The 23,242-nt window shown below is 61.2% G+C and carries 23 protein-coding genes and 2 pseudogenes; 17 read left to right on the top strand and 8 right to left on the bottom strand.

The window, feature by feature from the left end; translation table 11 throughout:
* Nucleotides 1-86: 86 nt before the first annotated feature.
* A complete protein-coding gene (locus tag INQ47_RS02565; RefSeq protein WP_404701001.1) occupies nucleotides 87-521 on the top strand; it encodes a DUF4440 domain-containing protein in 435 nt (144 codons plus the stop codon).
* Nucleotides 518-1,537 (top strand): porphobilinogen synthase, encoded by a 1,020-nt coding sequence (hemB, locus tag INQ47_RS02560; protein WP_404701000.1) that lies wholly within the window; start codon nucleotides 518-520, stop codon nucleotides 1,535-1,537. The genes INQ47_RS02565 and hemB overlap by 4 nt, the downstream gene beginning before the upstream one ends.
* Nucleotides 1,538-1,595: 58 nt before the next feature.
* Here the strand turns inward: hemB and INQ47_RS02555 are convergent, their stop codons facing one another.
* Nucleotides 1,596-2,813, bottom strand: a complete 1,218-nt coding sequence (locus tag INQ47_RS02555) for an S-(hydroxymethyl)glutathione dehydrogenase/class III alcohol dehydrogenase (protein ID WP_392460684.1) — start codon at nucleotides 2,811-2,813, stop codon at nucleotides 1,596-1,598.
* 131 nt (nucleotides 2,814-2,944) lie between these two features.
* On the opposite strand from INQ47_RS02555, the gene INQ47_RS02550 reads away from it, so the two are divergent.
* The 5 genes and pseudogenes from INQ47_RS02550 to folE2 all read left to right on the top strand — a co-directional run bounded on the left by INQ47_RS02550 (nucleotide 2,945) and on the right by folE2 (nucleotide 5,966).
* Nucleotides 2,945-3,931, top strand: coding sequence for a GlxA family transcriptional regulator (locus INQ47_RS02550; protein WP_404700999.1), 987 nt, complete (start codon nucleotides 2,945-2,947; stop codon nucleotides 3,929-3,931).
* Between the two features lie 245 nt (nucleotides 3,932-4,176).
* Nucleotides 4,177-4,578, top strand: coding sequence for a transcriptional repressor (locus INQ47_RS02545; RefSeq protein WP_404700998.1), 402 nt, complete (start codon nucleotides 4,177-4,179; stop codon nucleotides 4,576-4,578).
* Between the two features lie 33 nt (nucleotides 4,579-4,611).
* Nucleotides 4,612-4,850 (top strand): annotated as a pseudogene (locus INQ47_RS02540) (GTP-binding protein); the annotation flags it as partial.
* Complete coding sequence (locus INQ47_RS02535; protein ID WP_404700997.1) at nucleotides 4,813-5,010, top strand: GTP-binding protein; 198 nt, start codon at nucleotides 4,813-4,815, stop codon at nucleotides 5,008-5,010. The pseudogene INQ47_RS02540 and the gene INQ47_RS02535, both read left to right, overlap by 38 nt.
* 50 nt (nucleotides 5,011-5,060) lie before the next feature.
* Nucleotides 5,061-5,966 (top strand): GTP cyclohydrolase FolE2, encoded by a 906-nt coding sequence (gene folE2, locus INQ47_RS02530; protein ID WP_404700996.1) that lies wholly within the window; start codon nucleotides 5,061-5,063, stop codon nucleotides 5,964-5,966.
* Here the strand turns inward: folE2 and INQ47_RS02525 are convergent.
* Both INQ47_RS02525 and INQ47_RS02520 read right to left on the bottom strand, forming a co-directional pair.
* Nucleotides 5,963-7,285 (bottom strand): cation:dicarboxylate symporter family transporter, encoded by a 1,323-nt coding sequence (locus INQ47_RS02525; protein WP_404700995.1) that lies wholly within the window; start codon nucleotides 7,283-7,285, stop codon nucleotides 5,963-5,965. The two genes, folE2 and INQ47_RS02525, sit on opposite strands and share 4 nt — an antisense overlap.
* A gap of 158 nt (nucleotides 7,286-7,443) precedes the next feature.
* Nucleotides 7,444-7,857 carry a VOC family protein gene (locus tag INQ47_RS02520; RefSeq protein WP_021784645.1) on the bottom strand — a complete coding sequence of 138 codons (414 nt, stop codon included), beginning with the start codon at nucleotides 7,855-7,857 and terminating at the stop codon, nucleotides 7,444-7,446.
* Between the two features lie 101 nt (nucleotides 7,858-7,958).
* Between INQ47_RS02520 and INQ47_RS02515 the strand changes: the two genes are divergently transcribed.
* The 9 genes from INQ47_RS02515 (at nucleotide 7,959) to INQ47_RS02475 (ending at nucleotide 17,990) form a co-directional block, all read left to right on the top strand.
* On the top strand, nucleotides 7,959-8,831 hold the full coding sequence (locus tag INQ47_RS02515; RefSeq protein ID WP_404700994.1) for a LysR family transcriptional regulator: 873 nt from the start codon (nucleotides 7,959-7,961) through the stop codon (nucleotides 8,829-8,831).
* 31 nt (nucleotides 8,832-8,862) lie between these two features.
* Nucleotides 8,863-10,146, top strand: a complete 1,284-nt coding sequence (locus INQ47_RS02510; protein ID WP_404700993.1) for a DUF2254 domain-containing protein — start codon at nucleotides 8,863-8,865, stop codon at nucleotides 10,144-10,146.
* Nucleotides 10,147-10,273: 127 nt separating this feature from the next.
* The gene (locus INQ47_RS02505; protein ID WP_404700992.1) at nucleotides 10,274-10,663 is read left to right on the top strand and encodes a DUF2946 family protein; all 390 of its coding nucleotides are present in this window, start codon (nucleotides 10,274-10,276) and stop codon (nucleotides 10,661-10,663) included.
* 71 nt (nucleotides 10,664-10,734) lie between these two features.
* Nucleotides 10,735-12,888, top strand: coding sequence for a TonB-dependent receptor (locus tag INQ47_RS02500; protein WP_404700991.1), 2,154 nt, complete (start codon nucleotides 10,735-10,737; stop codon nucleotides 12,886-12,888).
* Nucleotides 12,889-12,893: 5 nt separating this feature from the next.
* Nucleotides 12,894-14,372 (top strand): PepSY domain-containing protein, encoded by a 1,479-nt coding sequence (locus tag INQ47_RS02495; protein ID WP_404701228.1) that lies wholly within the window; start codon nucleotides 12,894-12,896, stop codon nucleotides 14,370-14,372.
* A gap of 306 nt (nucleotides 14,373-14,678) precedes the next feature.
* Nucleotides 14,679-14,969, top strand: a complete 291-nt coding sequence (locus INQ47_RS02490; protein ID WP_404700990.1) for a c-type cytochrome — start codon at nucleotides 14,679-14,681, stop codon at nucleotides 14,967-14,969.
* Nucleotides 14,970-15,096: 127 nt separating this feature from the next.
* Nucleotides 15,097-15,477, top strand: coding sequence for a DUF2946 family protein (locus INQ47_RS02485; protein WP_404700989.1), 381 nt, complete (start codon nucleotides 15,097-15,099; stop codon nucleotides 15,475-15,477).
* Between the two features lie 110 nt (nucleotides 15,478-15,587).
* Nucleotides 15,588-17,504 carry a TonB-dependent receptor gene (locus tag INQ47_RS02480; RefSeq protein WP_339444236.1) on the top strand — a complete coding sequence of 639 codons (1,917 nt, stop codon included), beginning with the start codon at nucleotides 15,588-15,590 and terminating at the stop codon, nucleotides 17,502-17,504.
* A gap of 54 nt (nucleotides 17,505-17,558) precedes the next feature.
* Nucleotides 17,559-17,990 carry a copper uptake system-associated protein gene (locus INQ47_RS02475; RefSeq protein WP_404700988.1) on the top strand — a complete coding sequence of 144 codons (432 nt, stop codon included), beginning with the start codon at nucleotides 17,559-17,561 and terminating at the stop codon, nucleotides 17,988-17,990.
* Nucleotides 17,991-18,217: 227 nt separating this feature from the next.
* Here INQ47_RS02475 and cydB read toward each other — a convergent pair whose 3' ends face one another.
* The 5 genes and pseudogenes from cydB to INQ47_RS02450 all read right to left on the bottom strand — a co-directional run bounded on the left by cydB (nucleotide 18,218) and on the right by INQ47_RS02450 (nucleotide 21,537).
* A complete protein-coding gene (gene cydB / locus INQ47_RS02470; RefSeq protein WP_404700987.1) occupies nucleotides 18,218-19,327 on the bottom strand; it encodes a cytochrome d ubiquinol oxidase subunit II in 1,110 nt (369 codons plus the stop codon).
* Between the two features lie 303 nt (nucleotides 19,328-19,630).
* A pseudogene (locus INQ47_RS02465) lies at nucleotides 19,631-19,876 on the bottom strand (LysR family transcriptional regulator); the annotation flags it as partial.
* A gap of 74 nt (nucleotides 19,877-19,950) precedes the next feature.
* A complete protein-coding gene (locus INQ47_RS02460; protein WP_404700986.1) occupies nucleotides 19,951-20,526 on the bottom strand; it encodes a putative natural product biosynthesis protein in 576 nt (191 codons plus the stop codon).
* A gap of 77 nt (nucleotides 20,527-20,603) precedes the next feature.
* Nucleotides 20,604-20,993: a DUF2946 family protein gene (locus INQ47_RS02455; protein WP_404700985.1), complete on the bottom strand. Its 390-nt coding sequence runs from the start codon at nucleotides 20,991-20,993 to the stop codon at nucleotides 20,604-20,606.
* Nucleotides 20,994-21,159: 166 nt separating this feature from the next.
* Nucleotides 21,160-21,537, bottom strand: a complete 378-nt coding sequence (locus tag INQ47_RS02450) for a DUF2946 family protein (protein ID WP_020193613.1) — start codon at nucleotides 21,535-21,537, stop codon at nucleotides 21,160-21,162.
* A gap of 288 nt (nucleotides 21,538-21,825) precedes the next feature.
* Here INQ47_RS02450 and INQ47_RS02445 point away from each other — a divergent pair, with 288 nt between their 5' ends.
* Complete coding sequence (locus tag INQ47_RS02445) at nucleotides 21,826-23,241, top strand: cytochrome ubiquinol oxidase subunit I (protein WP_404700984.1); 1,416 nt, start codon at nucleotides 21,826-21,828, stop codon at nucleotides 23,239-23,241.
* Nucleotide 23,242 lies beyond the last annotated feature (1 nt).

Here is a 23,242-nt window from a genome sequence, read left to right as displayed (position 1 = left end):
TGTCTTAAGTGTTATGTTATAACACTGTTAACTTAGCAGATTACGCCCCTACTGTTCATCTTTTCGACTCGCGCAGGTACAACGCCATGACTGAAACACGCCCCGCCCCTTCCACCGAAACCTACGCCGACACCGAACTGGCATGCCTGGCAGGTGCCAAAGCAGCGCTCTACCGTTGGGCCGCTACTGTGGCTACCCGTGATGTGGATCAGGTACTGGCGCTGTATGCGCCGGATGCGATCCTGGTACCGACCCTGTCCAACCAAGTGCGTGACTGCGATGACAGCCGTCGCAACTATTTCGAAAATTTCCTCGCCAACGACGGGCTGGTCTGTGACATCCAGTTGTTCAAAAAACGCGTCAGCCGCAAGCTGGGCACCGTGGTGGTCGGCGGCCAGTACACCTTTGTCTACCGCGAAGACGGCGAGCAACGGGTAGTGCCAGCGCGCTTTTTGTTTACCTTCGAGCGGATCGACCAGCAGTGGTTGATCACCGGCCACCATTCCTCCATCGAGGCATGAAAGCCGTGGACCACTTCCCGAACTCAACGGGCTCTTTCCCGGCCACGCGCCTGCGCCGTAACCGCGCTGACGAATGGACGCGTCGTCTGGTAGCTGAAAACAGCCTGTCTTGTGATGACCTGATCTGGCCGGTCTTTCTCAAGGAAGGCTCAGGTACACGCGAGGCGATCACTGCCATGCCGGGCCAGGTACGGGTGAGCCTGAGCGAATTGCCGGATCACGTAGGTCGGGCGGTCGAGCTGGGCATTCCGGCCATTGCCCTGTTTCCCGTTACCCCGGCGCAGCGCAAGGACAGTGAGGGCAGCCATGCCCTCGACGCGGACAACCTGATCTGCCGCGCCGCCAGGTTGCTCAAGGCCACATTCCCCAACCTTGGCTTGATCGGCGACGTCGCACTGGACCCCTACACCGACCATGGCCACGACGGCGTGCTGCGCCAAGGCCGCGTGGCCAATGACGAGACCTTGCAGGTACTGGCAGCCCAAGCCGTGGTCCAGGCCCAGGCCGGCATCGACACCTTGGCACCTTCGGACATGATGGACGGGCGCATCGGCGCGCTCAGGTCCGCGCTGGACCTGGCCGGGTTCAGCGATGTGCGTCTGATGTCCTACGCCGCCAAGTATGCGTCCGGCTTCTACGGCCCGTTCCGCGACGCGCTGGGCTCGGCGGCCACGCTCAAAGGCGACAAGCGCACGTACCAGATGGACCCGGCCAACAGCGACGAAGCCCTGCGCGAAGTAGCACTGGACCTGCAAGAAGGCGCCGACATGGTGATGGTCAAGCCCGGCATGCCCTATCTGGACATCATTCAAAGGGTCAAGGCAACCTTTGCCGTGCCAACATTCGCCTACCAGGTCAGCGGTGAATATTCGATGCTCAAGGCAGCGATCAATCAGGGCTGGCTGGATCCGGACACGGTCATCCTGGAGGCATTGATGGCGTTCAAACGTGCGGGGTGCAACGGCATCCTGACTTACTTCGCTCTGGAGGCCGCCACGCGGTTGAAGCGGGGTTGAACGGCCTTGGCGGACGCATTCACATCGATGGTGTGAATGCGTCCGCCCTTTCAGAGTTTCATGTCAAAAGGTTGGGCGCCGAGCGCTCGGGTGCTGGCTTGGCAATCACGCGCCCGGCACGGTCAAGAATCACGCCAGGCAAATCATGACTTAGAGTCTCGCGCTCCCGATAATGAATGACTGAGCGAATCGCTTCGCCGCGCTTGAGTAGATCGAACGCATGATTCAACGACTCGTGATCCATGTTATGAGTGATGTAGGGGTCGACATTGATTTCCCCGCGCAACCACTCGTCCACCATCCCCGGCAGCTCGGAACGCCCCAGCACCCCGCCGAACGCGCTGCCTTTCCAGACGCGACCGGTTACCAGCTGGAAAGGCCGCGTGGCGATCTCCTCCCCGCCCCCTGCCACGCCGATGATGATGCTTTCGCCCCACCCTTTGTGGCAGCACTCAAGGGCTGCACGCATCAATTCCACATTACCGACGCATTCGAACGAGAAGTCCACACCGCCGTTGGTCATATCGATGATCACGTTCTGCAGCGGCTCGCGAAAATCCCTTGGGTTGACGCACTCGGTCGCCCCCAGGGAAAGGGCCAACGGAAACTTATTCGGGTTGACGTCGATCCCGATGATCCGCCCCGCCCCCTGTAACACCGCGCCCTGAATGACCGCCATGCCGACGGCGCCCAGGCCGAATACCGCGACCGTGTCACCGGGCCGCACCTTGGCGGTATTGCGCACCGCACCGATCCCGGTAGGAATCGCACAGCCCATGATCGAGGCCTTGGCCAGTGGTGCCGCAGGGTCGATCTTGGCCACGGCGATTTCCGGCAGGACCGTGTATTCGCTGAATGTGGAAGTGCCCATGTAATGAAAGATCGTGCGGCCCTTGTAGGAGAAACGGCTGGTGCCATCGGGCATCAGCCCTTCCCCCTGGGTTTTGCGGATGGTCTGGCAAAGGTTGGTCTTGCCGGACTTGATGAACGGGCAGTTCGGATCCTCCGGCGTATACAGCGGGATCACGTGATCGCCCGGCTTGACAGTGGTGACACCCCGCCCCACGTCCTCGACGATTCCGACGCCTTCATGCCCCAGGATGCAAGGGAATTTCCCTTCCGGGTCCCGACCGGACAGGGTGAATACATCGGTGTGGCAAAGGCTCGTGGTGACGATGCGAACCAGCACCTCGCCCTCTTTCGGCCCCTGCAAGTCGATCTCTTCGAACTCAAGAGGTTGATTGGGCCCCCAGGCGATAGCTGCGCGTGTTTTCATGTGCTTCTCCGTGTAATGTTATAACGCTTAAGAACATTAACCTGCACAATTCCGTGCGCCAGACCACGCGGCCGAAAGTGGCCGGATCCGTACGAAATCTGTCCGCAAGTACCCAAGGAGTTCGATTGCGAATGTCTGACGAAGCCACTTCTCAACGCAGGGTGCACATAGTCATCTACCCCGGTTTCAAATCAATCGAGGCTGTAGGTGCACTCACCGTTTTTGACTACGCCAACAAACGTCAGGCGGCCGAAGGGTTGCCTCCGACCTACAGCCTGCATCTGGTGGCGCCACAACCAGGCTTGGTAGGTTCGGACACCTTGATCTCCCTGGAAGCCGACGATCTTCGTACGAGTCCACGCCCTCATACCGCGTTGATTGTCGGCGCGCGTGACATTGGCACGGCGATTGCCGAGCAGCGGCTGATCGTCGACTGGTGCAGGCAGGCCGCATCTCGCATCGATCGGCTGGTAGGTGTTTGCTCGGGGGCATTTTTCCTTGCCCAAGCAGGGGTCGTAGACGGCCTGCATGTCACCACGCACTGGAGCGTCGCCAGTAAGCTGGCCAATGATTACCCCGCGGTCAATGTCAATGCCGATGCCATCTTCATCGAGCAAGGGCGCATATGGACGTGTGCTGGCGTTTCAGCTGCCATCGACCTGAGCCTGGCCTTGGTCGAACAAGACCTCGGCCAGGAAATGGCCCTGCAAATTGCCCGCGAGCTGGTGGTGTTCCTGAAGCGCCCGGGTGGCCAGTCGCAGTTCAGCCAGCATCTGGACAGCCAGATGACCCCGCACTCCGCGATCAGGCGCCTACGCTTATGGATCCTGCAAAATCTTGATCGCCCGCTGAGCCTGGAGGTGCTCGCCGAACGCGCGAACATGAGCAGTCGGAACTTGCGCCGGTTGTTCCACAAGGAATCGGGCTGCTCACCCTTGGCATTCATCGAGCGCGCGCGGATGGAGAAGGCAAGGCGGTTACTGGTGGACGAGGACACTGCACTCAAGCGCATTGCCGACCAGTGCGGTTTCGGCTCGGAAGAGCAGATGCGCCGGGTGTTCCAGCGCAACCTCAAGCTCACTCCACGGCGCTACCGGGAGCGATCCCGCGCACAATGATGCCTGTGCCATTGAAGGACACGCAGCGTGGATCACGCCTGCCCGGCTTGCGCTGCAAGAGGCAACGGCAATGCCAGGCATGCAAGCAGTAATTTCAGCACCCGGCGACGCCCCATATGGACTCCCATTGACCTGCAATCCAGCGAAGCCTCGGGCAATTTCGCTAGCCATTCTATTATTGTTACTTTATAACATCCAAAATCCAGAACAAAATGAAGACTGCCCGCCAACGGAAGGAGACCTGCATGCAACTGACCAGCAATCAGCAACGTGTCCTGACGGCGCTTCAGCAAGCCGACAAGCCTCTCAGTGCCTACGACATTCTGGACAGCCTGCGCAATGAAGGTGTCAGGGCGCCGACGCAGATCTACCGCGCGCTGGGCCACCTGGCCGAGCAAGGGTTGATTCATCGGCTGGAGTCTTTGAACGCTTATGTCAGCTGCACCTGCCCTAGCCAGTGCGAAGCGGGTTTCAGAGCGTTCGCCATCTGCGACAGCTGCGGCCATGTCGATGAGTTCAACGTACCGCACCTGAACCAGGCCTTGGCGCACTGGATGAAACAGAACGTGTTTACGCTGTGCAGCTCGGTCATTGAGCTGCACGGTAAATGCGCCGCCTGTACTTGCCGTGATACAGACGAGGACTGAACAGAGCCGCACGCATGCCCACCACCCTTTATCTTGAGGCCGCCCGATGCCCCCCCTGCCCCCCATACCAACGAAGCCACGCGGCTGCCCGTCACTGTACTTTCCGGCTTCCTCGGAGCCGGCGAGTCGCGCTGATCGTCAACGATATGAGCGACGTGAACATCGATGCCGCACTGATACGTGATGGTGGCGCCGAGCTATCGCGCACCGACGAAAAGCTGGTGGAGATGAGCAATGGCTGCATTTGCTGCACCTTGTGCGAAGACCTTCTGCTCGGCTACAGGAAATGCGCGGCACCCCCACACCCAAAACGGAAGATACGGCATCGCCAGCTTCGTCTACCGCGCACGCCGACCTTTCCTGCCTGACCGCTTCAATGCGCTAGTCGAGAGCGAATGGCCTGGGGTGGTGCGCTCCAAAAATTACTACTGATTCATACGCCTTGCTGCCACATGCAAGGCTCCCACCACTGGATATACATGATGAGCTCAGCATTACCCGATGTTTCCGTCACCGACCTGGCCCCCAGCCTCAGCCCGCTGCAATGGGTCGGCATGCAGGGTATCGACCTGCCGGTAAGGATCCAGGAACCGACCTATCAGCGTGAACTGCACGCCCGGGCGGATGTTCAGGTCGACCTGCCGGCACCGCACGTCAAAGGCATTCACATGTCCAGGCTGTATCGCCTGCTGGACGCATGGGGGCAGGCTGCGGCGGTGTCGCCGGCAAGCCTCTTTGCGCTGTTGCAGGAGATGATCGACAGCCATCAGGATTGCGAAAGCCGCAATGCCAGGTTGCGCCTGGATTTCGACCTGCTGGTTCGCCGCCCTGCACTGGTGACCGAGGGCCTCTCTGGCTGGAAGTCGTACCCGGTTCACGTGCTCGCGACGAAGGTCGGCGGGGCGCTGAACCTGAGTATCGAGGTCAGGATCGGCTACTCCTCGACCTGCCCGTGCTCGGCCGCTCTCTCCCGGCAGTTGATTGAGGACGGCTTCCTGCGAACCTTCAAGGACCAGCCACTGCTCCAAGCCAGCGCCGTCGCGCAGTGGCTGCGCAGCAACGCGTCGCTGGCGACGCCTCACAGCCAACGTAGCGAAGCTCGGGTGCGCGTCGCGGTGCCTGCCGATGCCCCGGATCTCGGGTTGCTGGCCTTGATCGACCAAGTCGAAGGCGCTTTGCGCACGCCGGTTCAGACCGCCGTGAAACGGGCCGACGAACAGGCTTTTGCGGCGCTCAACGGGCAGAACCTGATGTTCGTCGAGGACGCTGCGCGGCGCATACAGGTATGCCTTAGCGCTTATCGCGATACCCAGGTGCACGTCCGCCACCTGGAAAGCCTGCACCCGCACGACGCCTCAGCCTGGTCTACCCCGCAGGCCCCTGGCTAAGCCGGTTTGTCGACGGTTTCGACGAAAACGCCCGCAGCAACCGTCGTCGCCTGCGAACGCTCCTCGGCAGCTACCATCGGGGCAGCAGGCATCCGGTATTGGTTCTCCCACTTCGCCACAACCAGAGGCGCCAGTGCGTTGCCCAAGACATTCAGCGCCGTGATCGGCATGTCCATCAAGCGATAGACTCCGGCGATGAACGCAATACCTTCCACAGGCAGACCGGCACTGGTCAGCGTAGCGGTCAAGATCACGAACATGGCCCCCGGAACGCCGGCTGCGCCCTTGGAGGTCAGCACCATGATGATGATCAGCATCGCCTGGTCGGCCAGGCTCAGGGGAATTTCATAGAGCTGCGCGATGAACAGCGTGCCGATGCCCACGAAAAGCGATGCGCCATCCAGATTGAAGGAATAACCCGTAGGGATAACCAACGTAGCAATCGAACGCGGCGCACCGTAGGCCTCGACCTTTTCAATCAGCTGGGGCATGACAGTCGCCGAGGCGGCAGTACTGAACGCCAGGATCAACTCATCCTTGATCGCCTTGATCAGGTCGAAGATGTTGATCCCTGCAACCTTCGCGATGCCGCCCAGCACGACCACGCCGAACAGAATGACCGCGATGTAGGTGACGGCAATCAGTTTTGCCAGAGGCAGCAATGCGGAAAGCCCGAAGTTGGCGACCGTCACGCCGATCAGGCCAAAAATCCCGATGGGTGAGTAATGCATCACGATATGCGTCACTTTGAACATCGTCGCGGAAATGGCATTGACTACCGCGATCAATGGCATTTTCTTCTCTTTGTCCAGAGCACTTAGCCCAAAGCCGAACATGACCGAGAAGAACAGGACAGGCAGCAGTTTTCCTTGCGCCATTGCACCGACGATATTGTCCGGGATGATGTTGAGGATGACTTGACCAAACCCTGTGCTCTCCGAGGTAGAGGGAAGCGAGAGCGTTTGGGTATTTGCCAGGGTCGTCAAGTTGGCACCTACGCCTGGCTGCGCGAGATTGCCAACCAACAAGCCGCACACAATTGCGATGCTGGTCACGACGAAGAAGTAGAACAAGGCTTTAACCCCTACCCGCCCTATCGCCTTGCTATCACCATTGCCTGCGATCGCGCCGACCATGCACGCGAACACGAGGGGTATGACAATCATCTTCATCATCTTGATGAAAATATCGCCGGCGGGTTGCAAAAGGCTGCTGATTATCCAGGCTTTGTACTCGGGAAAGAAATTGAGAAGTGCCCCCACTACAACCCCGAGCACAAGCCCTAAAATAATTCTAGTCACCAGACTAGTCTTTGCCATACGTCCTCCAGTTATTATAATTTGGACTGTACATTGGCCGGCAAAAATGCCAAACACTTCGTTGGAACCTGTTATTTTTATTGAAGGGCCACTCACCGATACACGCCTCTTATCTCACGCAGACAAAGCGGGAGGCGCGTCCCGGACGTTTATGCCAATCAGGTGGCAAATACACCTTCAAAGTCCTTGAACCCTTTGATCTCGATCGGGTTGCCACTGGGATCCAGGAAAAACATCGTTCGCTGCTCCCCAGGTTGGCCAGGGAATCGTACAACCGGCGGTATGTCGAACTGCACACCATGAAACGCCAGGCGGTCTGCCATCGCGAACCAGTCATCCAGATGCAGCACCAAGCCGATATGCGGCATCAACACTTCATGGTCGCCGACTTTACCAGTACGGGTCGTTGGAAAAGGAACACCTTTGTGAAGCGAAATCTGGTGACCGAAGAAGTCGTAATCCACATAAGTTTCACTCGCGCGGCCTTCTTTGCAGCCGAGAATGTTACCGTAGAAGTTACGAGATGCTTCGAGATCTGTAACATGGTATGAAACATGAAATAACGATTTCACAACTAACCTCTTGGGTTTCTGATAGAACTTTTGGGGAGGTTAACGTAGCCTCGCACACGTGCTAAAGCGCATTTTTCCATCTCTCAGCGAAAGGAAATGTTTTGGACACTCGATTTCTCGAAAGCCTGATGGCAGTAATAGAAACTGGCTCGATTGCAGCGGCGGCTCGACGGGAAAACCTGACAGCACCTGCAGTCAGCCAACGTATACAAGCACTCGAGAAATCGCTGGCGTGCGAACTCCTGAACCGCAGCGCACATGCTGTCGAACCGACCGAGAAATGCCTGTCGTTGTTGCCGAAAATTCGAGATCTGATCCAGGGGGCAGCAGACCTGAAAGAAGATCTGGACACCAGTTGCCTATCCGGTTATCTCAAGATCGGCGCGATTTCTACGGCGTTGACAGGCATATTGCCGGAGGCCATGAATCAGCTATCAAGCATTGCCCCGCAATTAAGGCTGCGCATCACGCCAGGGGACTCGCGCAGTCTTTACGAACACGTGGCTTCCGGAGCGCTTGATGCGGGAATCATGGTATGTCCGCCCTTCACTGTCCCTAAAACCTTGCGTATGCAGGTGCTTCGAGAAGAACCCCTGATGCTTTTGACCAAAGACCCCATTGACAAAAGCGACGTCCGCTCGACGATTCTTGGGCGAAACCTGATTCGATATGACTCAAATGCCTGGGGTGGGCAGATTGCACAGCAATACCTGGATGACAATAACCTGCAGCCCGATGTGCTGTGTAATCTCGATGCGCTAGATGCAATCCACATCATGGTCGCAAAAGGCATGGGGGCTTCTGTTGTCCCGTACTGGGCGGGATTGAAGACTGACGACGTACATGCAACACCCGTGTCGGGGGCTGACAGCTACATGCGCCAGGTCGTCCTGCTTTACAAGTCCACCCCCAGAAGGCCTAAAGCTGTGGAGGTATTGAAGGAACAGCTTATGAATAACTGCAACTTCCCATAAGGGCCTACACTCTCGGCAACAGGAGGTCTTCATGATAGCTCGCTGGCGTTGGTTGGCTACGAGAATTGCCAAGCGTCTCTGGTTCAGAGCAACGCTTTTCTCCCTGTTGGGAGTGGTTACAGCGTTGGTGGCCGTGGTGCTCAAGGATGCGGTCCCCGTCACCTTGCCTGCCCGTATCGGTGCAGATGCGGTTGACAAGATATTGGGCATCATCGCCTCGAGCATGCTGGCCGTCACAACGTTTTCGCTGAGTACAATGGTCTCGGCCTACAGTGCCGCCAGCAGTGGCGTAACCCCGCGCGCCACTTCGTTGGTCATGGAGGACGCCACGACCCAGAACGCTCTGGCGACCTTCATCGGGTCCTTTCTCTTCAGCCTCGTCGGTATCATTGCACTGAGTACCGGAGCCTACGGTACACAAGGTCGTGTAGTGCTTTTCACCGTGACGATTGCGGTTGTGGTCCTGATCATTTACACCTTGCTGCGCTGGATTGATCACCTCTCCAAGCTAGGGCGCGTGGGCGAGACGATCGACCGTGTCGAAAAAGCTGTGATCAAAGCCATCGAGCAGCGTGTTGAACACCCCTATCTGGGCGGTGCAGCCTACCCGCCTGACCTCAAGCTTTCTGGGGCAGCCCATGAAGTGAAAAGCGGCCAGACAGGCTATGTACAGCACATCGATGGCCTTACGCTAAACAGGATTGCGACGGACACCAAGATTCGAATTTATCTCGAAGTCCTGCCTGGCACCTTTGTCCATGAGGGTATGGTGGTTGCGCGGGCCTTGGCCGTGAACGGTGAGCCGCTCGATGACAATGGCGCGCTGGACATCGATATTTTCGCTGCCTTGAGCATCGGCCTCAGGAGAACGTTCGAGCATGACCCGCGCTTCGGGCTTTCGGTGTTGTCCGAGATTGCCTCGCGAGCGCTGTCCCCTGCGGTAAATGATCCCGGTACAGCCATCGACATCATTGGGCGCGGCATTCGGTGCTTGACGTGTTGGGGGAAACTGCATCCCGTGGCGCAGAGTACGGATAACGAATGCGCGCAGGTCTATGTGCGTGCACTGGTGGCGGATGACCTGTTTGACGATTTCTTTGCACCGATCAGCCGGGACGGCGCAGCTTTGCACGAGGTCAATCTGCGCTTGATCAAAGCCCTTGTCAGCCTGGCGCACATCAACCCCCATGCATTTCGGCCCGCCTGCAGCCGGCATGCCGCGCGATTGCTTGCACACGCGGGCAGTGGGCTTGTGCTTCAACAGGACAAGGACGAACTCCGCGCGCTTGCTGCCGAACTCATAGGTGTCCACTAAGTCTCGTGCGCCTGCACCCGATTGAATATTCGCGCTTGAAAAGTCCCCCTGTTCAGATGCTTCAGAAGATGTAGAATCCGTCGCCAACTCCAAACCTGATCATTCCGTTGTCACGCCGAGTCCCGTCATGAAGCTGGCCCACCACACACGATCACAGGTCGCCTGGGTGCTGTATTTCAGCATCCTGTTCGGCTCGTTGTTGTGCGCCATGGGCCATGGGCAAATGGCCGGGTTGCGCCTGGCTGGCATGGATGATGCCGCTTGGTGCACGGCTGACCGCAGCGGCATGTACCAAGGTGAGCAAGACCTAAGCGATCCGGCCCTGCCTGCTGGCGGTGACTGCGTGATCGCCAGCCTGTTCAGCGCCACGCTGCTGGCCGTATTTTTCGGCCTGCTGACCCTGCTCGCCGGCGAGTCGGGCAGCCCCTTACCCAACCAACCTCCGCCACGCCTGCCCAAGCAGCGTTGGCCACTGGTCAATCCCCGCGCCTCTCCTGCTTCGCTTCTCGCGTTCTGACATCGCCACGTCCCCGTGCCGCCTGATCGGCAGCGGGCGTGTGCTCACCGATTTCAGCCAGGAAGCCTTGCATGTTCCGCATGACCACTTTGGCGCTGCTCGTTGGCAGCGCAACCTGTGCCTGGGCGCAGGATGACACCCTGACCCTGCCGGCCAGTAATGTCACGGCCACAGCCAATCAACCCACGGAGGCAACCCGCCTTGACCTTGATCGCCCCATCGAAAGCGGCTCGCGGCTGAACCTCAGCGCCAGGGAGAACCCCGCTTCCGTCAGCGTTGCCGACCGCAAGACCATGGAGCGCATTGGCGCACGTAACTTCCAGGACGCCGCCAATGCACTGCCCGGGGTTAACGCCTCGGCTCCGCCCGGCTGGGGGGGATATGTGTCGTATCGAGGGTTCAACGGTGCCCAGATCAGCCAATTGTTCAATGGCATCAATTTGCAGTATGGCGGCGCGGCGCGCCCGGTGGGCGCCTGGATCTACGACCGCGTCGAATTGCTCGGCGGGCCATCCTCATTCCTCAACGGCAGCGGCGCTGTCGGTGGCAGCCTCAATTTCATCACCCGGCTGGCAAGCCGTGACGAAGACACCTTCGAAGGGCGCGTCAGTTATGCACGCTACGACACCATGGAAACGTCGGTCGCCTTCAACAAGGCGCTGAACACGGGCGACGGCCCGCGCCACTATGCCCGCCTCGACTACAGCCGCACCAGTACCAACGGCTATATCGATCGGCAGGAGAATGGGGCCGGCAACCTGGCCTTCTCGCTGCTTAGCGACATCAACGATCAGCTCTCGCACACGCTGGCCATCGAATACCTGGAAGAGCAAGAGGACAGCCCCTACTGGGGCACACCGGTATTGCAGCCACTGGTCGGTACCTTGCACATCGACAAGCACAACCGTTTCAACAACTACAACGTCGAAGACGGTCGCTACGAGCAGCGCACCCGGTGGCTGCGTTCGATCACTGACTATCGCTTCGACGACAACACCCAACTGCGTAACACCTTCTACCACTACAACGGCCAGCGCGATTACCGCAATCTTGAGGTGTATCGCTACAACGCCGACAACAGCGCCATCGCTCGCTCGGGCGGCTATCGCCAGCGGCACGACCAGGAGGTCAACGGCGACAGGCTCGAGCTGACCCATCAGGGCCAGTTATTCGGCCTGGCCAGCGACTGGGCGTTCGGCATGGACTACAACACCAACCAGCAAACCAACTACCCGCTGTCCAAGGGGGCGTTCGACACGGTTGACCCGAACGGCTTCGAACCCGGGCACTTCCTCGATATCCCCGGTATGGACGCGCCCATGACCAAGGGCAGAACCACCACCACCGACACCACCTCGGCCTTCGTCGAGAACCGTACCCGCCTGACCGATCAACTGTCGTTTATCACCGCGTTGCGCTACGACCATATCGACTTCGACGTGGTCGACCATGTGGCGCGAACCAGGCTCGACCGACGCTGGGACGCCATCACCGGTCGCCTGGGCCTGGTCTATGACCTGACCTCCAACGTCAGCCTGTACACCCAATACAGCACCTCGGCCGAACCACCAGGCGGTACCCTGACCAGCGCCTCGATCAGCCAGGTCGGTGACTTCGACCTGAGCACCGGCCGTCAGGTCGAAGTAGGCAGCAAGTTCGACTTTCTCGATGGGCGCGGCTCGGCCACGGCAGCGGCGTATCGCATCGTGCGCAAGGATATCTCCGTGCCCTCCTCGACCGTGCCCAACACCACCGAGCAGGCGGGCCAGCAGACCTCCACCGGCATCGAGCTGGCAGCCTCGTTCAAGGTCACGCCCAAGCTGCTGGCGGCAGGCAACTTCAGTTGGGTAAATGCCGAATACGATGAATTCAACGAGACCATCAGCGGCGTGGTGTACTCGCGCAAGGGCAAGAACCCGGTGAACATCCCCGACCGCGTGGCCAACCTCTGGTTGACCTACGACCTGGCGCCCGGCTGGCAGGTAGGGGCCGATGCCCGCTACGTCTCATCGGTGTACGCCAACACCGCCAATACCGCATGGGTACCGTCATACACCGTCTACGGGCTGTCCATGACCCACGACCTGGACAAACACGTGCAAGTCAGCGCGCGGCTGCGCAACCTCACCGACGAGGTGTATGCCCGCTTCATCCATCAGACCAACACCCAGTACTACCTGGGTGAACCGCGCAGCCTGGAAGTCGCTGTGCAGTGGCGCTACTGATGAGCGTGAAGCGCCAGCTGTACCTGTGGCACCGCTGGCTGGGCATCGTCACCTGCCTGTTCATGGCGCTGTGGTTCGTCTCCGGGGTGGTCATGCTGTACGTCGGTTACCCCAAGCTGACACCGGCCGAGCGCCTGGCCCACCTGCCGGCTTTGCCGGCGGGGTGCTGCGCCGAGTTGCCCGAGCATTGGGCGCAACAGCCGCTGAAGGCGCTGCGCCTGACCAGCCTCGGCGGGCGCGCGCACTACCTGCTGGAACTGGCCGACGGTCGCCGCGTCATCCTCGATGCCGCCAGCGGCGAGCCTCTGGCTCGGGCCGACGCAGCCTGGGCCCTGGCCAATGCCCGGCAGTATGCCGGTGACGCCGCCAGGTTGGCTTACCTAGGCACCGTGGACGAGGACATGTGGACCCACTCCAGGGCATTGGATGGCGACCGCCCCTTGCATCACGTGCAGGTAGACGATACAGCCGGCACCTGGCTTTACCTGTCCAGCCGCACCGGCGAAGTGGTGCGTGACGCCACCGCCCAGGAGCGTGCCTGGAACTGGGTCGGTGCATGGCTGCATTGGCTCTATCCGCTACGGGGCGGGTTCGGTTTCGACAACGGCTGGCGTACCCTGGTGATCGGCCTGTCCCTGGCCGCAACGGTCATGGCGCTCTTGGGCATGACCGTTGGCATACTGCGCCTGCGGCTGCGCAAGCGCTATCGCAGCGGCTCGTGCAGCCCCTACCCTGGCGGCTGGCTGCGCTGGCACCACATCGGCGGGCTACTGTTCGGCACGGTGCTGGTGCTGTGGGTATTCAGCGGACTCATGTCGATGCGCCCCTGGGGTGTGACCGACAGTCGTTCGCAGCTGGCCCCCCAGGCGCTACGTCAGGGGCCGCTACGGGCGATGGACATCGGCCAGACGGTTGCCCAGGCCATGGCCAGCCTGGGCCGGGAGCCTGGGTTCAACCCTGTCGAAATCCAGTGGCAACGCCTAGGCGGCGACACCTTCCTGGTTGCCCGCGATGCCGCCGGCGATAGCCGGATTCTGGAAGCCGGCGCGCCGCCGGCGCGGGCCTTATCCGAACGACGCTTGCTGACAGCGGCCCGTGCGATGGCGGCAGGCGTCGTGGTACAGGCCAACTGGCAAGGGCACTATGACGCCTACTATTTCACCCGTGACGCCCAGAGCATGTACGGCTTCCAGAGCCGCCCACTGCCGGTACTGCGTCTGCGCTTCGACGACCCCGCCAGCACGTGGGTCTACCTCGACCCGGCCAGCGCAGAAGTGGTCGCCAGCCACGATGCCAGGCAACGCGCCGGTCGCTGGCTGTTCAACCTGTTGCACAGCTGGGATCTGCAGCCACTGCTGCAAAGGCCGGTGTTACGTGAAGGCCTGATCATCGCCTTGAGCATCGGCGGCCTGGTGGTTTCACTCAGCGGCGTCGTACTAGGCTGGCGAAGGCTACGCAGAATGACCGCTCAAGTTCGCGGTTGAGCCTCCTTTCGTGTTTCGCAGCGGCCTGAGCGATTGCCGCTGATCACTGAAAAAGCAAAAGCCGGGACGGTAATGCGCCCCGGCTTTTGTTTGACCCGATGAAAACCCTGCCAAGAGTAAAACACCGGATCAACTTCAACGTAGCACGGCACCTGCAAGCCGCCACCCTGCGACAGTTCGCCGCACCCTGCCAGCCAAACCGGTAGATGAAGCCCTGACACCGTACATGCGTCAGAACGTCGCACCTGACAGGGATAACCACGCTCTTAGACTCTGCCTTCCAATAAAAAAACTGAGAGGTCGGTCATGAAGAAAACACTGGCAATGCTTGCTTGCCTGGCAACCGCCAGCCTGGCTCAAGCAGCCCAGGACCCGGAGGCGGTCTTCAACCGCGCTTGCCAGATGTGCCACAACGGGCAATTGCCAATGGCGCCGAAGAAAGGTGACCACGAGGCCTGGAAGCCACGGCTGGCCCAAGGCAACGAAGTTCTGGTGAAGCACGTCACCGAAGGCTTCAACGCCATGCCGCCGCGCGGCCTGTGCATGGACTGCACCGCCGACGATTACAAGGCCGTAATCGACTACATGTCCAAGTGATTCGTGCGCCAGGGACGCGCCAGGTACTGTGCGCCCCTGGCAACCTGGTCGCACCTAACCATGATGGGCGGCGTTGCTAGACTCGCACCTCGCCATTTTCAATCACAGCGAACACCGGGCAAAGGATATGCATCGAGCAACAGGACGTCGCCGCACACTCAGCTGGGGCCTCTACGCCTGCGTGCTGTTCGCAGTGCTGCATTGCGGCCTGGGGCATGGTCAGGCCGGCGGCTTGATGCTCAACGGTGCAGGTGGCACTTTTTGTGGCCACATAGCGACTGCGGCCAGCGCGGTCAGTTTCGACAAAGGGCTCGGCGCCACCTCGGCTGGCGTATCCACCATCGATTGCCCGCTGTGCAACCATGCGGGCTTGGCCATCACCCTGCAACTGCTGGGCGTGGCATTCGCCCGACAAGCCTGCAAGCCCTTACTTCCCATCTTCCCCGCCACCTGGCCTCGCCTACGCTGGCCTGCAGCCAATCCCCGTGCCTCCCCCGCCCTGCCCTGAATCAGCCCGATAGCCGCACCACGCCCTTGGCGCTTATTCGCATGGGGTGTCGCCGAGTGCGCGGACCACGGCTCGCCTTGCAACTTTTGCATTCAGGAATACCCAGAGCAATGAAGAACAAGACAATCTGCTGCGCAGCCGCACTCGCCCTTTCCAGTGGTACCGCACTGGCCCAGACCGACAGCGTGGAGCTGCCCGAAACCACGGTGGTCGGCACTTCGGTCATCGACCAGAACACGGTCGACAGCTTCGGCAGCCTCACCACCGTGGTCGGCCAGGAGCAGATCCGCGACCTCAACGCGCTCGACCTGTCCTCCGCGCTGCGTCGTACACCCGGCGTGGTGGTGTCGCGCTTCAACCCGGTCGGCTCGTTCGGCGGTGCCGAAGGCGGCGCGGTGTACATACGCGGCATGGGTGCCAGCCGCCCGGGCAGCGAGATCAAGACCTACATCGATGGCGTTCCCTTCTATATGGGCGTCTGGGGCCACCCGCTGCTGGACCTGCTGCCGATCAACGCGATGCAGAGCATCAGCGTGTACAAAGGCCCGCAGCCGCAGAAGTTCGGCAACACCTTCGCGGCCATCGACCTGACGCCCAAGGTTGCCGAGCAGGGCGACAACCACCATGGGGAGCTGCAACTCACCGGCGGCAGCTTCCGCACGGCCACCGAACAAGCCAGCCTGATTGGCCGCGAAGGCGATTTCGACTACCTGCTGGCCCAGGGGGCAGCCCACTCGGACGGTGACCGCAGTGACGGTGATGGCCGGCTGAACAATGGCATGGCGCGCTTGGGTTATCGGCTGAACGAGAACTGGAGCACTGGCTTGTTGGTGCTGCACGCCAACAACCAGGTCTCCGACCCCGGGCAGAAAGGCCTGCCGGAAACCAAAAATGGCGAGTTCAATACCCGCGGCACGCTCGCTTCGCTGTCATTGGCCCACAATCACGAATGGGGCGATGGCAGCCTCAAGGTCTACCACAACGAAGGCCGAGGTTCGGCCCTTGACCAGACCGGCCTGGACGGCGACACCATCAGTGACTTCACGCTCCAAGGCATTCGCTGGGAAGAACAACTGCGCCCCTGGCAAGGCGGCGAAGTGGCCTTGGGCCTGGACATCGACGAGAGCAAGGGCGAAGTCCACTTCAAACGCATCGCCCCGGCGCCACAAGCGAAGTTCGACGCGCCCACCCTGCGCGTGACATCGCCGCACGTCGCCGTCAGCCATGCCTTTGCCCTCAACGACACCTGGACCCTGACCCCGTCGGCCGGCGTACGCACGTATGAGCACAACGTGTTCGACAACGCCACCGCCCCGCACGCAGGCCTGCTACTGTCGTCGAACAATGTCGAGTTCCGCGCCAACGCCTCGCGCGGCATCAACTACCCCGGCCTGGAAGCTTCGGTGATGTCGAGCCTGATTCCGGCGCTCGGCGAAACCTGGAAAGACCTCAAGCCCGAGAAAGTCGACCACCAGGAGCTGGGCGTGCGCTTCAACCCGATCGACAGCGCTACCCTCGACCTGGCGGTGTTCAAGGACAAGCTGCAGGACCGCTACCTGTTTGCCTTCCCACCGTCGGTGTCGCGCCCGTCGTATATCAACCTGGGTGATTACAACATCAAGGGCGCCGAGGCCACCTGGCAGCAACGCTGGACCAGCAACTGGAGCAGCTTCGTCGGGTTCACCTGGCTCGACCCTTCGCTCAAGACCCTGCCCTACGCACCGCAGAAATCGCTGTCGCTGGGCACCACCTACGAAACCGGGCCATGGCGCCTGTCGGCTGATGCGCAGTACCAGAAAGACATGTACGTGCTGGCCGAGGAACGCACCGCCGGCGCCAGCAACTTCTCCAAGGTCGACAGCTTCACCGTGGTCAACATGCGCGTAGGTTATGCCGTACCCGCACTGGGCAAGGTCGGCGAAGTGTTCGTCGCCGTGGAAAACCTGTTCGACCGTGACTACGCCTACCGCACCAACTACCCGATGCCCGGCACTTCGGCGCAACTGGGTGTGAAGATGGGCTTCTGAGCCCTCCCCTGACGCTGCCGGCCTGCACCGGCAGCCCTTTCAAGGAATACGCGCATGAAAGCACCGATTCTCGCCCTGCTGCTAGCCTGTAGCCCACTGCTGGCCGTGGCCGATACCGCCAGCGAGCAGCAGAACATTCAGCAACTGATGCGACACAACTTCGAACGCCCGGATGCGCCGCTGGACGTTGGCCCAGTTACCGTCCAGGGCGACCACGCGGTAGCCGGCTGGTTGCAAGACCAGCGTGGCGGCCGCGCCTTGCTGCGTAAAGGGCCCCACGGCTGGCGCGTGGTGTTGTGCGCAGGCGATTCGCTGCTCGACCCGGCGACCCTGCGCAGCGCCGGGCTCGCCGAGCAGGACGCCCAGCAGTTGAGTCAGGCAGTGCTTCAGGCCGAAAGCAACCAGCCGGTGGATCGGGTCAAGCAGTTCGCGTTGTTCCAGGGGGTGGTCAAGGTCGACAAGGATGCCGCTCACGGCAATCACTGATCCCCTTCTCCAAGGGCCGGCACTCGCTATCCGCAAGCCGTCGGCCCTTTCGTCGGCACCGCCTTCTTTCGCAGCGACTGGCATGCGACTCGCCCTGATGGACGAGAAGCGTTCGGGCTGGCGAGGCCAGCGATGCACCTGCGCTGTCCTCGCGGGTACGCCTGTCAATCCCACCGGGTGCCGAGCAAGCCTTATTGATAACGCCTTGGTTTTTTCCCCGCGCCCACCTACAGGATCGGCCTGGTGCTGTGCTGAAAGCTGTCCACGACAGCGACCTGAGACAGCCGATTCCGGCTCCTTAGACCGGCGCCTACCGTATAAGCCAGTAACATCGGCATCAGCACGCTGGCGAAGATCAGCATCATCCCCATCGTCTTTTCGCCACTTGCGGCATTCCATACGGTCATGCTTGCCGACAGTTGCACGCTCGAAGGTACGATGAAGGGGAACAGTGCAACGCCGACACAGCACAGCATCGCCGCGATCGCCAGCGCGCTTGCGACCACCGCCAGACCTGCCCGCCCCCGGGCTGTGGCGTACAGGCTCAAGATCGTGCCGCCGACGGTGAGCATTGGCGCCAGAATGGCAACAGGCCATGCACGGAAGTTGGCCTGCCAGCCAGTATTGCCCGGCAGCACCACCCACTGGTCCGGCATGCACGAGGCAGCAGAATGGCCTCCACCGGCAAGCGTGTAACCGCGCAGGTCTGCCGCCAACCAGAGTGCAGCCGTTGAAAAACTGATCAAGAACACGACCCCTGCGCGACATGCCAGCTGGCGTGCGGCCGGGCGCAGGCTGCCGGCCCCCCGCAGCATGGCCCAGGTGGCGCCCAACTGGCAAAGCATGCTCAGGCTGACGAGCCCCACCAGCAGCGCGAAAGGCCTAAGCAGCCCGGACAACGTGCCATGAAAATGACTCACTTGCCCAGCACAGCGACTGAATGGCATACCGAGCAACAGGTTGCCGAGCACGACTCCGATCAGCATCGCGGGCATCAGCCCGATAACCTGCGCAGTCCAGGTCCACAGCGACCGGGTGGCCTGCCCACAGGGTTCACACCTCAACGCAAGCACGCCGATTAACCCGCCCAGGCCAGGCAACCAGCCGACCGTAGGCCAGGCCGCCGAAAGCGTGCAGGACAACGCCAGCAACCACAGCAGCTTGATACGCCTGGGCAGGCTCGCGGGTCGAACCGGTTGCAGCGCCGCTCCGCTCTGCCCCTGCATGAATGGCAACAATACTCGCGCCCCCAAATCCAGGCCTTCGACTATCACCAGGCCGATCAGCAATGCGCCAATCAACAGCCACCATATGAATTTGAGCAGTTCGTGATCCATGGCTGGCCCTCCTGCAGGCAAGAAAACGGCCCGTCCGATTGGAGGGCCGTTGTCGTGTGCCTGTACTGCACCGTGGATGGGAAAACGGCAAGACAGGCACCCCGCCATGCTAGGCGCAGGCAGCAACGGCCCCAACTGCGACCTTGCGCCACACACCCAGGCACGTGCCCATGACATGGGCATCTGCATACTGCCCCGGCTCCTGGTGTGACGGTCTGTCGCACCCTGCGCGGCGTAATGGCCTTAGCAGCGCAGATCGTGGGCTTGTCTGGTCGCGGGCAGGTCCAGCAGCTGTTGCTGCACCTCACTCTCGGCCTTTTCTACCAGCTCAAGAATGAGCCGGCAGCGCGCCAGATAACGCTTGCCGGCTTCGGTCAGCGCGATGCGTCGGGTGGTGCGGTTGAGCAGGCGAATGCGCAGGTGAGTCTCCAGGTTAGACAGCATCCGGGAAACGCTGGCCGTGGTGGTGTCCAGGTATTCGGCCGCACCCGTCAGGCTGCCAGCCTGAACCACGCAGTTGAACGCGCGCATGGCTTGAAGTACATCCATTGTCGGTAACCTCATGTTGGAGCTTGGGCAAAGGGTGCAAGGACGGCGGCCGGCCGCCGTCAACTGATCAAGGTTTAGCCGGGCACCGGCAGCCAGCGCCTGAAGCTACCTGCGCCTTTGCCATCGAGCGGGCTCCAGGAGAACTCCCAGGACGGTGGTGGCAGGCCCTCACCCTCCAGGGCCGTGAACTGGCTCGAACGGAACCCCGGCTTCCACTCCACGATCCGTTCGATCATGGGCTGCCACGCGAGGATCAGGCCACGGGCCTGGGACACATCGGTCGTTACCCAGAGCGCAGCTGCCGCCACCATGAACGCCTCAATATGCTCTTCGGTCACCCGGGCCTGGTACGGCGAGCTCAGCAACCAGCGGCAAACGCTGATGTAGTACGTCCAATCCAGCGCCGGATGGTGTCGGTAGGCCCAAGTCATGAAGCGTCGGAACAACTCAAGCCCCTCTGGCGGGTCGAGCTTCAGCAAGCCTGGGCAAACATCGAATAGCGTGTGCCAGTAAGGCAGCAGGCGCGCATCGAGGTTGACGAAGCTGCGGGCATTGCAGGGGTAATCGGGAAACGGCAACAGGAAGTCGCCAGTGCGCGACGGGCGAAGGGAGGGTTCCAGCAACGCTGAAGCGTTCAGGGTACGAGACATCGTGTGCTCCTGGGTACGGCTAGCCATCGGCAGGCCGACGCCCCGCTTTTAGCGGGTGCGGCCTGGGTCCTTGCAGGTCAGGCGATCGCTTTCGGAGAGGCACGGGGGTTGATCGACGGCCAGCAGTGCCGGGGCGAATGCACCAGAACAGCGGGTTGCTGGTCGACAGGCAGCACAGGCAGGGCAAAGCCGGCCAGGATCAACGAGGCAGGCAGTGGTGCAGGGCCGCCTTGGGCGCAGCAGCAATGCCCGAGGGCGGACGTCTTCGGGCTAAGGTTGCCGTCCTTGTCCAGCATGGCCGGCTGTATGCCGCCCGACGAGCAATAACTGCCCGCCAGCAACTGCGCCAGGCTCAGGTCGCCCAGGGTACTGGCCATGGGCAATGCCAGCACCTTGAGCAGCATGGCGAGCAGCGCGGCGACCCAGAGGTTATCCCAGGTGCGTGCGCGCAGGCCGCAATGGCGCATGTTCACGCCTCGCCAGGTAGCGCGGGCGTGGAGATTCGACAGGTCATGAGGGCTTCTCTCCAACGACGGTCAAACCAACCGGCAGGCGCATACCTGAGCATGCACCGTGGATCCGGCGTGTTAATGGCAGGCACAGGCCTGCCTCGGCGCCTAGGCGCAGGTAGCGTCAGAGAGGTGAAGCGCGAGGGTTGGACGAAGGCCAGCAATAGCGCGGAGGCGCTTGGCTGCGGACCTCGCGCATTATCGGGCGGCGGTTGGCACTGGCCAGCAGCCAAGCGACACCGATCAGGAATACCAGGGTAAGAAAAGCCGCCGAGCCCATCGGGCAACTGAACGGAATGCTCAGGTCGCCCGCAAGGGCGCCGTCCTGCTTGGCCTTCAGTGAGCCGGTATCGCCACCGAGGCTGCAGAACGCACCGCCGAAGCCATTCAGCGCTAGCCCCAATGCCTGCCCGTGGGCAAGGCCACAGCCAAGTACATTGAACAGGACACAGAAGTACAGTGCCCAGGCAATGAGGGGACGGTTTGAAGGCAGACGGTTCATGGGCGGCGACTTTAGCATCGAAATCGGCCCCTTAGAAGCATCACCTCCGCCCTCCCCACTCTGCGACAAGCCGTCACACCCGGCGCAGTTCGCCTCGATTCACCCGCGCAGGTGGCCCGCAGGGACAGATTGTCGCAGTTGGTCACACTCGCCACCGTCCTTACAGTGGCGCCGCCATCGCAATGGCCCGAGTAATTCCCCCAGAAACCAACGCTGAGCCGGCCAGGACCCGGGCTCTGCTTCCCGAAACCGGCGCCGAGGTGCGCCACCCTGTGAGGCTCCATCATCATGAGCGTGCTCGAGGCGCTAGACCTGGCTCGAATCCAGTTCGCCTTCACTGTTTCCTTCCACATCCTGTTCCCTGCCATCACCATCGGCCTTGCCAGTTACCTGGCAGTGCTCGAAGGGCAGTGGCTGCGTTCGAACCAACAGGTCTACCGTGACCTCTACCACTTCTGGTCGAAAATCTTCGCCGTCAACTTCGGCATGGGCGTGGTGTCCGGCCTGGTCATGGCTTACCAGTTCGGCACCAACTGGAGCCGGTTCTCCGACTTCGCCGGTGCCATTACTGGCCCGTTGCTGACCTATGAAGTGCTCACCGCATTCTTCCTGGAGGCAGGCTTCCTTGGCGTCATGCTGTTTGGCTGGAACCGTGTCGGTCGTGGCCTGCACTTCTTCTCCACGGTGATGGTGGCGCTCGGCACGCTGGTCTCGACCTTCTGGATTCTGGCCTCCAACAGCTGGATGCAGACGCCCCAAGGCTATGAGATTGTCGATGGCCGGGTGATTCCGGTGGATTGGCTGGCCGTCATCTTCAACCCCTCATTCCCCTACCGACTGATGCACATGGCTACAGCCGCATTCGTTGCCACGGCGTTCTTCGTCGGCGCCTCGGCGGCCTGGCACCTGCTGCGCGGGCGTGACAACCCAGCCATCCGCAAGATGCTGTCGATGGCCATGTGGATGGCGCTGGTCGTGGCTCCTATCCAGGCCGTGATTGGCGACTTCCATGGGCTTAACACCCTCAAGCACCAACCGGTGAAAATCGCGGCGATCGAAGGCCACTGGGAGAACAAACCGGGTGAACCGACCCCTCTGATTCTGTTCGGCATCCCCGACATGCAGGCCGAAACCACCCGCTTCAAGATCGAGATCCCCGCCCTCGGCAGCCTGATCCTGACCCACAGCCTGGACAAACAGGTACCGGCGATGAAGGAGTTCCCGCCTGAAGACCGGCCCAACTCGACCATCGTCTTCTGGTCGTTCCGGATCATGGTCGGCCTCGGCTTCCTGATGATCTTCGTCGGCCTGTGGAGCCTGTGGCTGCGCAAGCACGGCACGCTCTGCACTTCGCGCCCGTTCCTGTACCTGACACTGTGGATGGGGCCGTCGGGACTGATCGCCATTCTCGCCGGCTGGTTCACTACCGAAATCGGCCGCCAGCCGTGGGTGGTGTACGGCTTGCAGCGCACTGCCGATGGTGTGTCGAACCATGACGCCACCCAGCTCAGCATCACCTTGGTCGCGTTCGTGGTGGTCTATTTCGCCCTGTTCGGCACCGGCCTCGGCTACATGATGCGCCTCGTGCGCAAAGGACCAAAACCTGGCGAGGGCGACCAACACACCCCAGGCGGTCCAGGCCAGCAACATACTCCGGCACGGCCGCTGTCCGCCGCCGACGATTACCAGGCAGAGGTGAACTAAA

Source organism: Pseudomonas sp. 3HC3 (assembly GCF_044904505.1).
GTDB lineage: Bacteria > Pseudomonadota > Gammaproteobacteria > Pseudomonadales > Pseudomonadaceae > Aquipseudomonas > Aquipseudomonas putida_Y.
The sequence above is the reverse complement of the archived record's forward strand: the minus strand, read 5'-3'. Positions and strand labels throughout refer to the sequence as shown.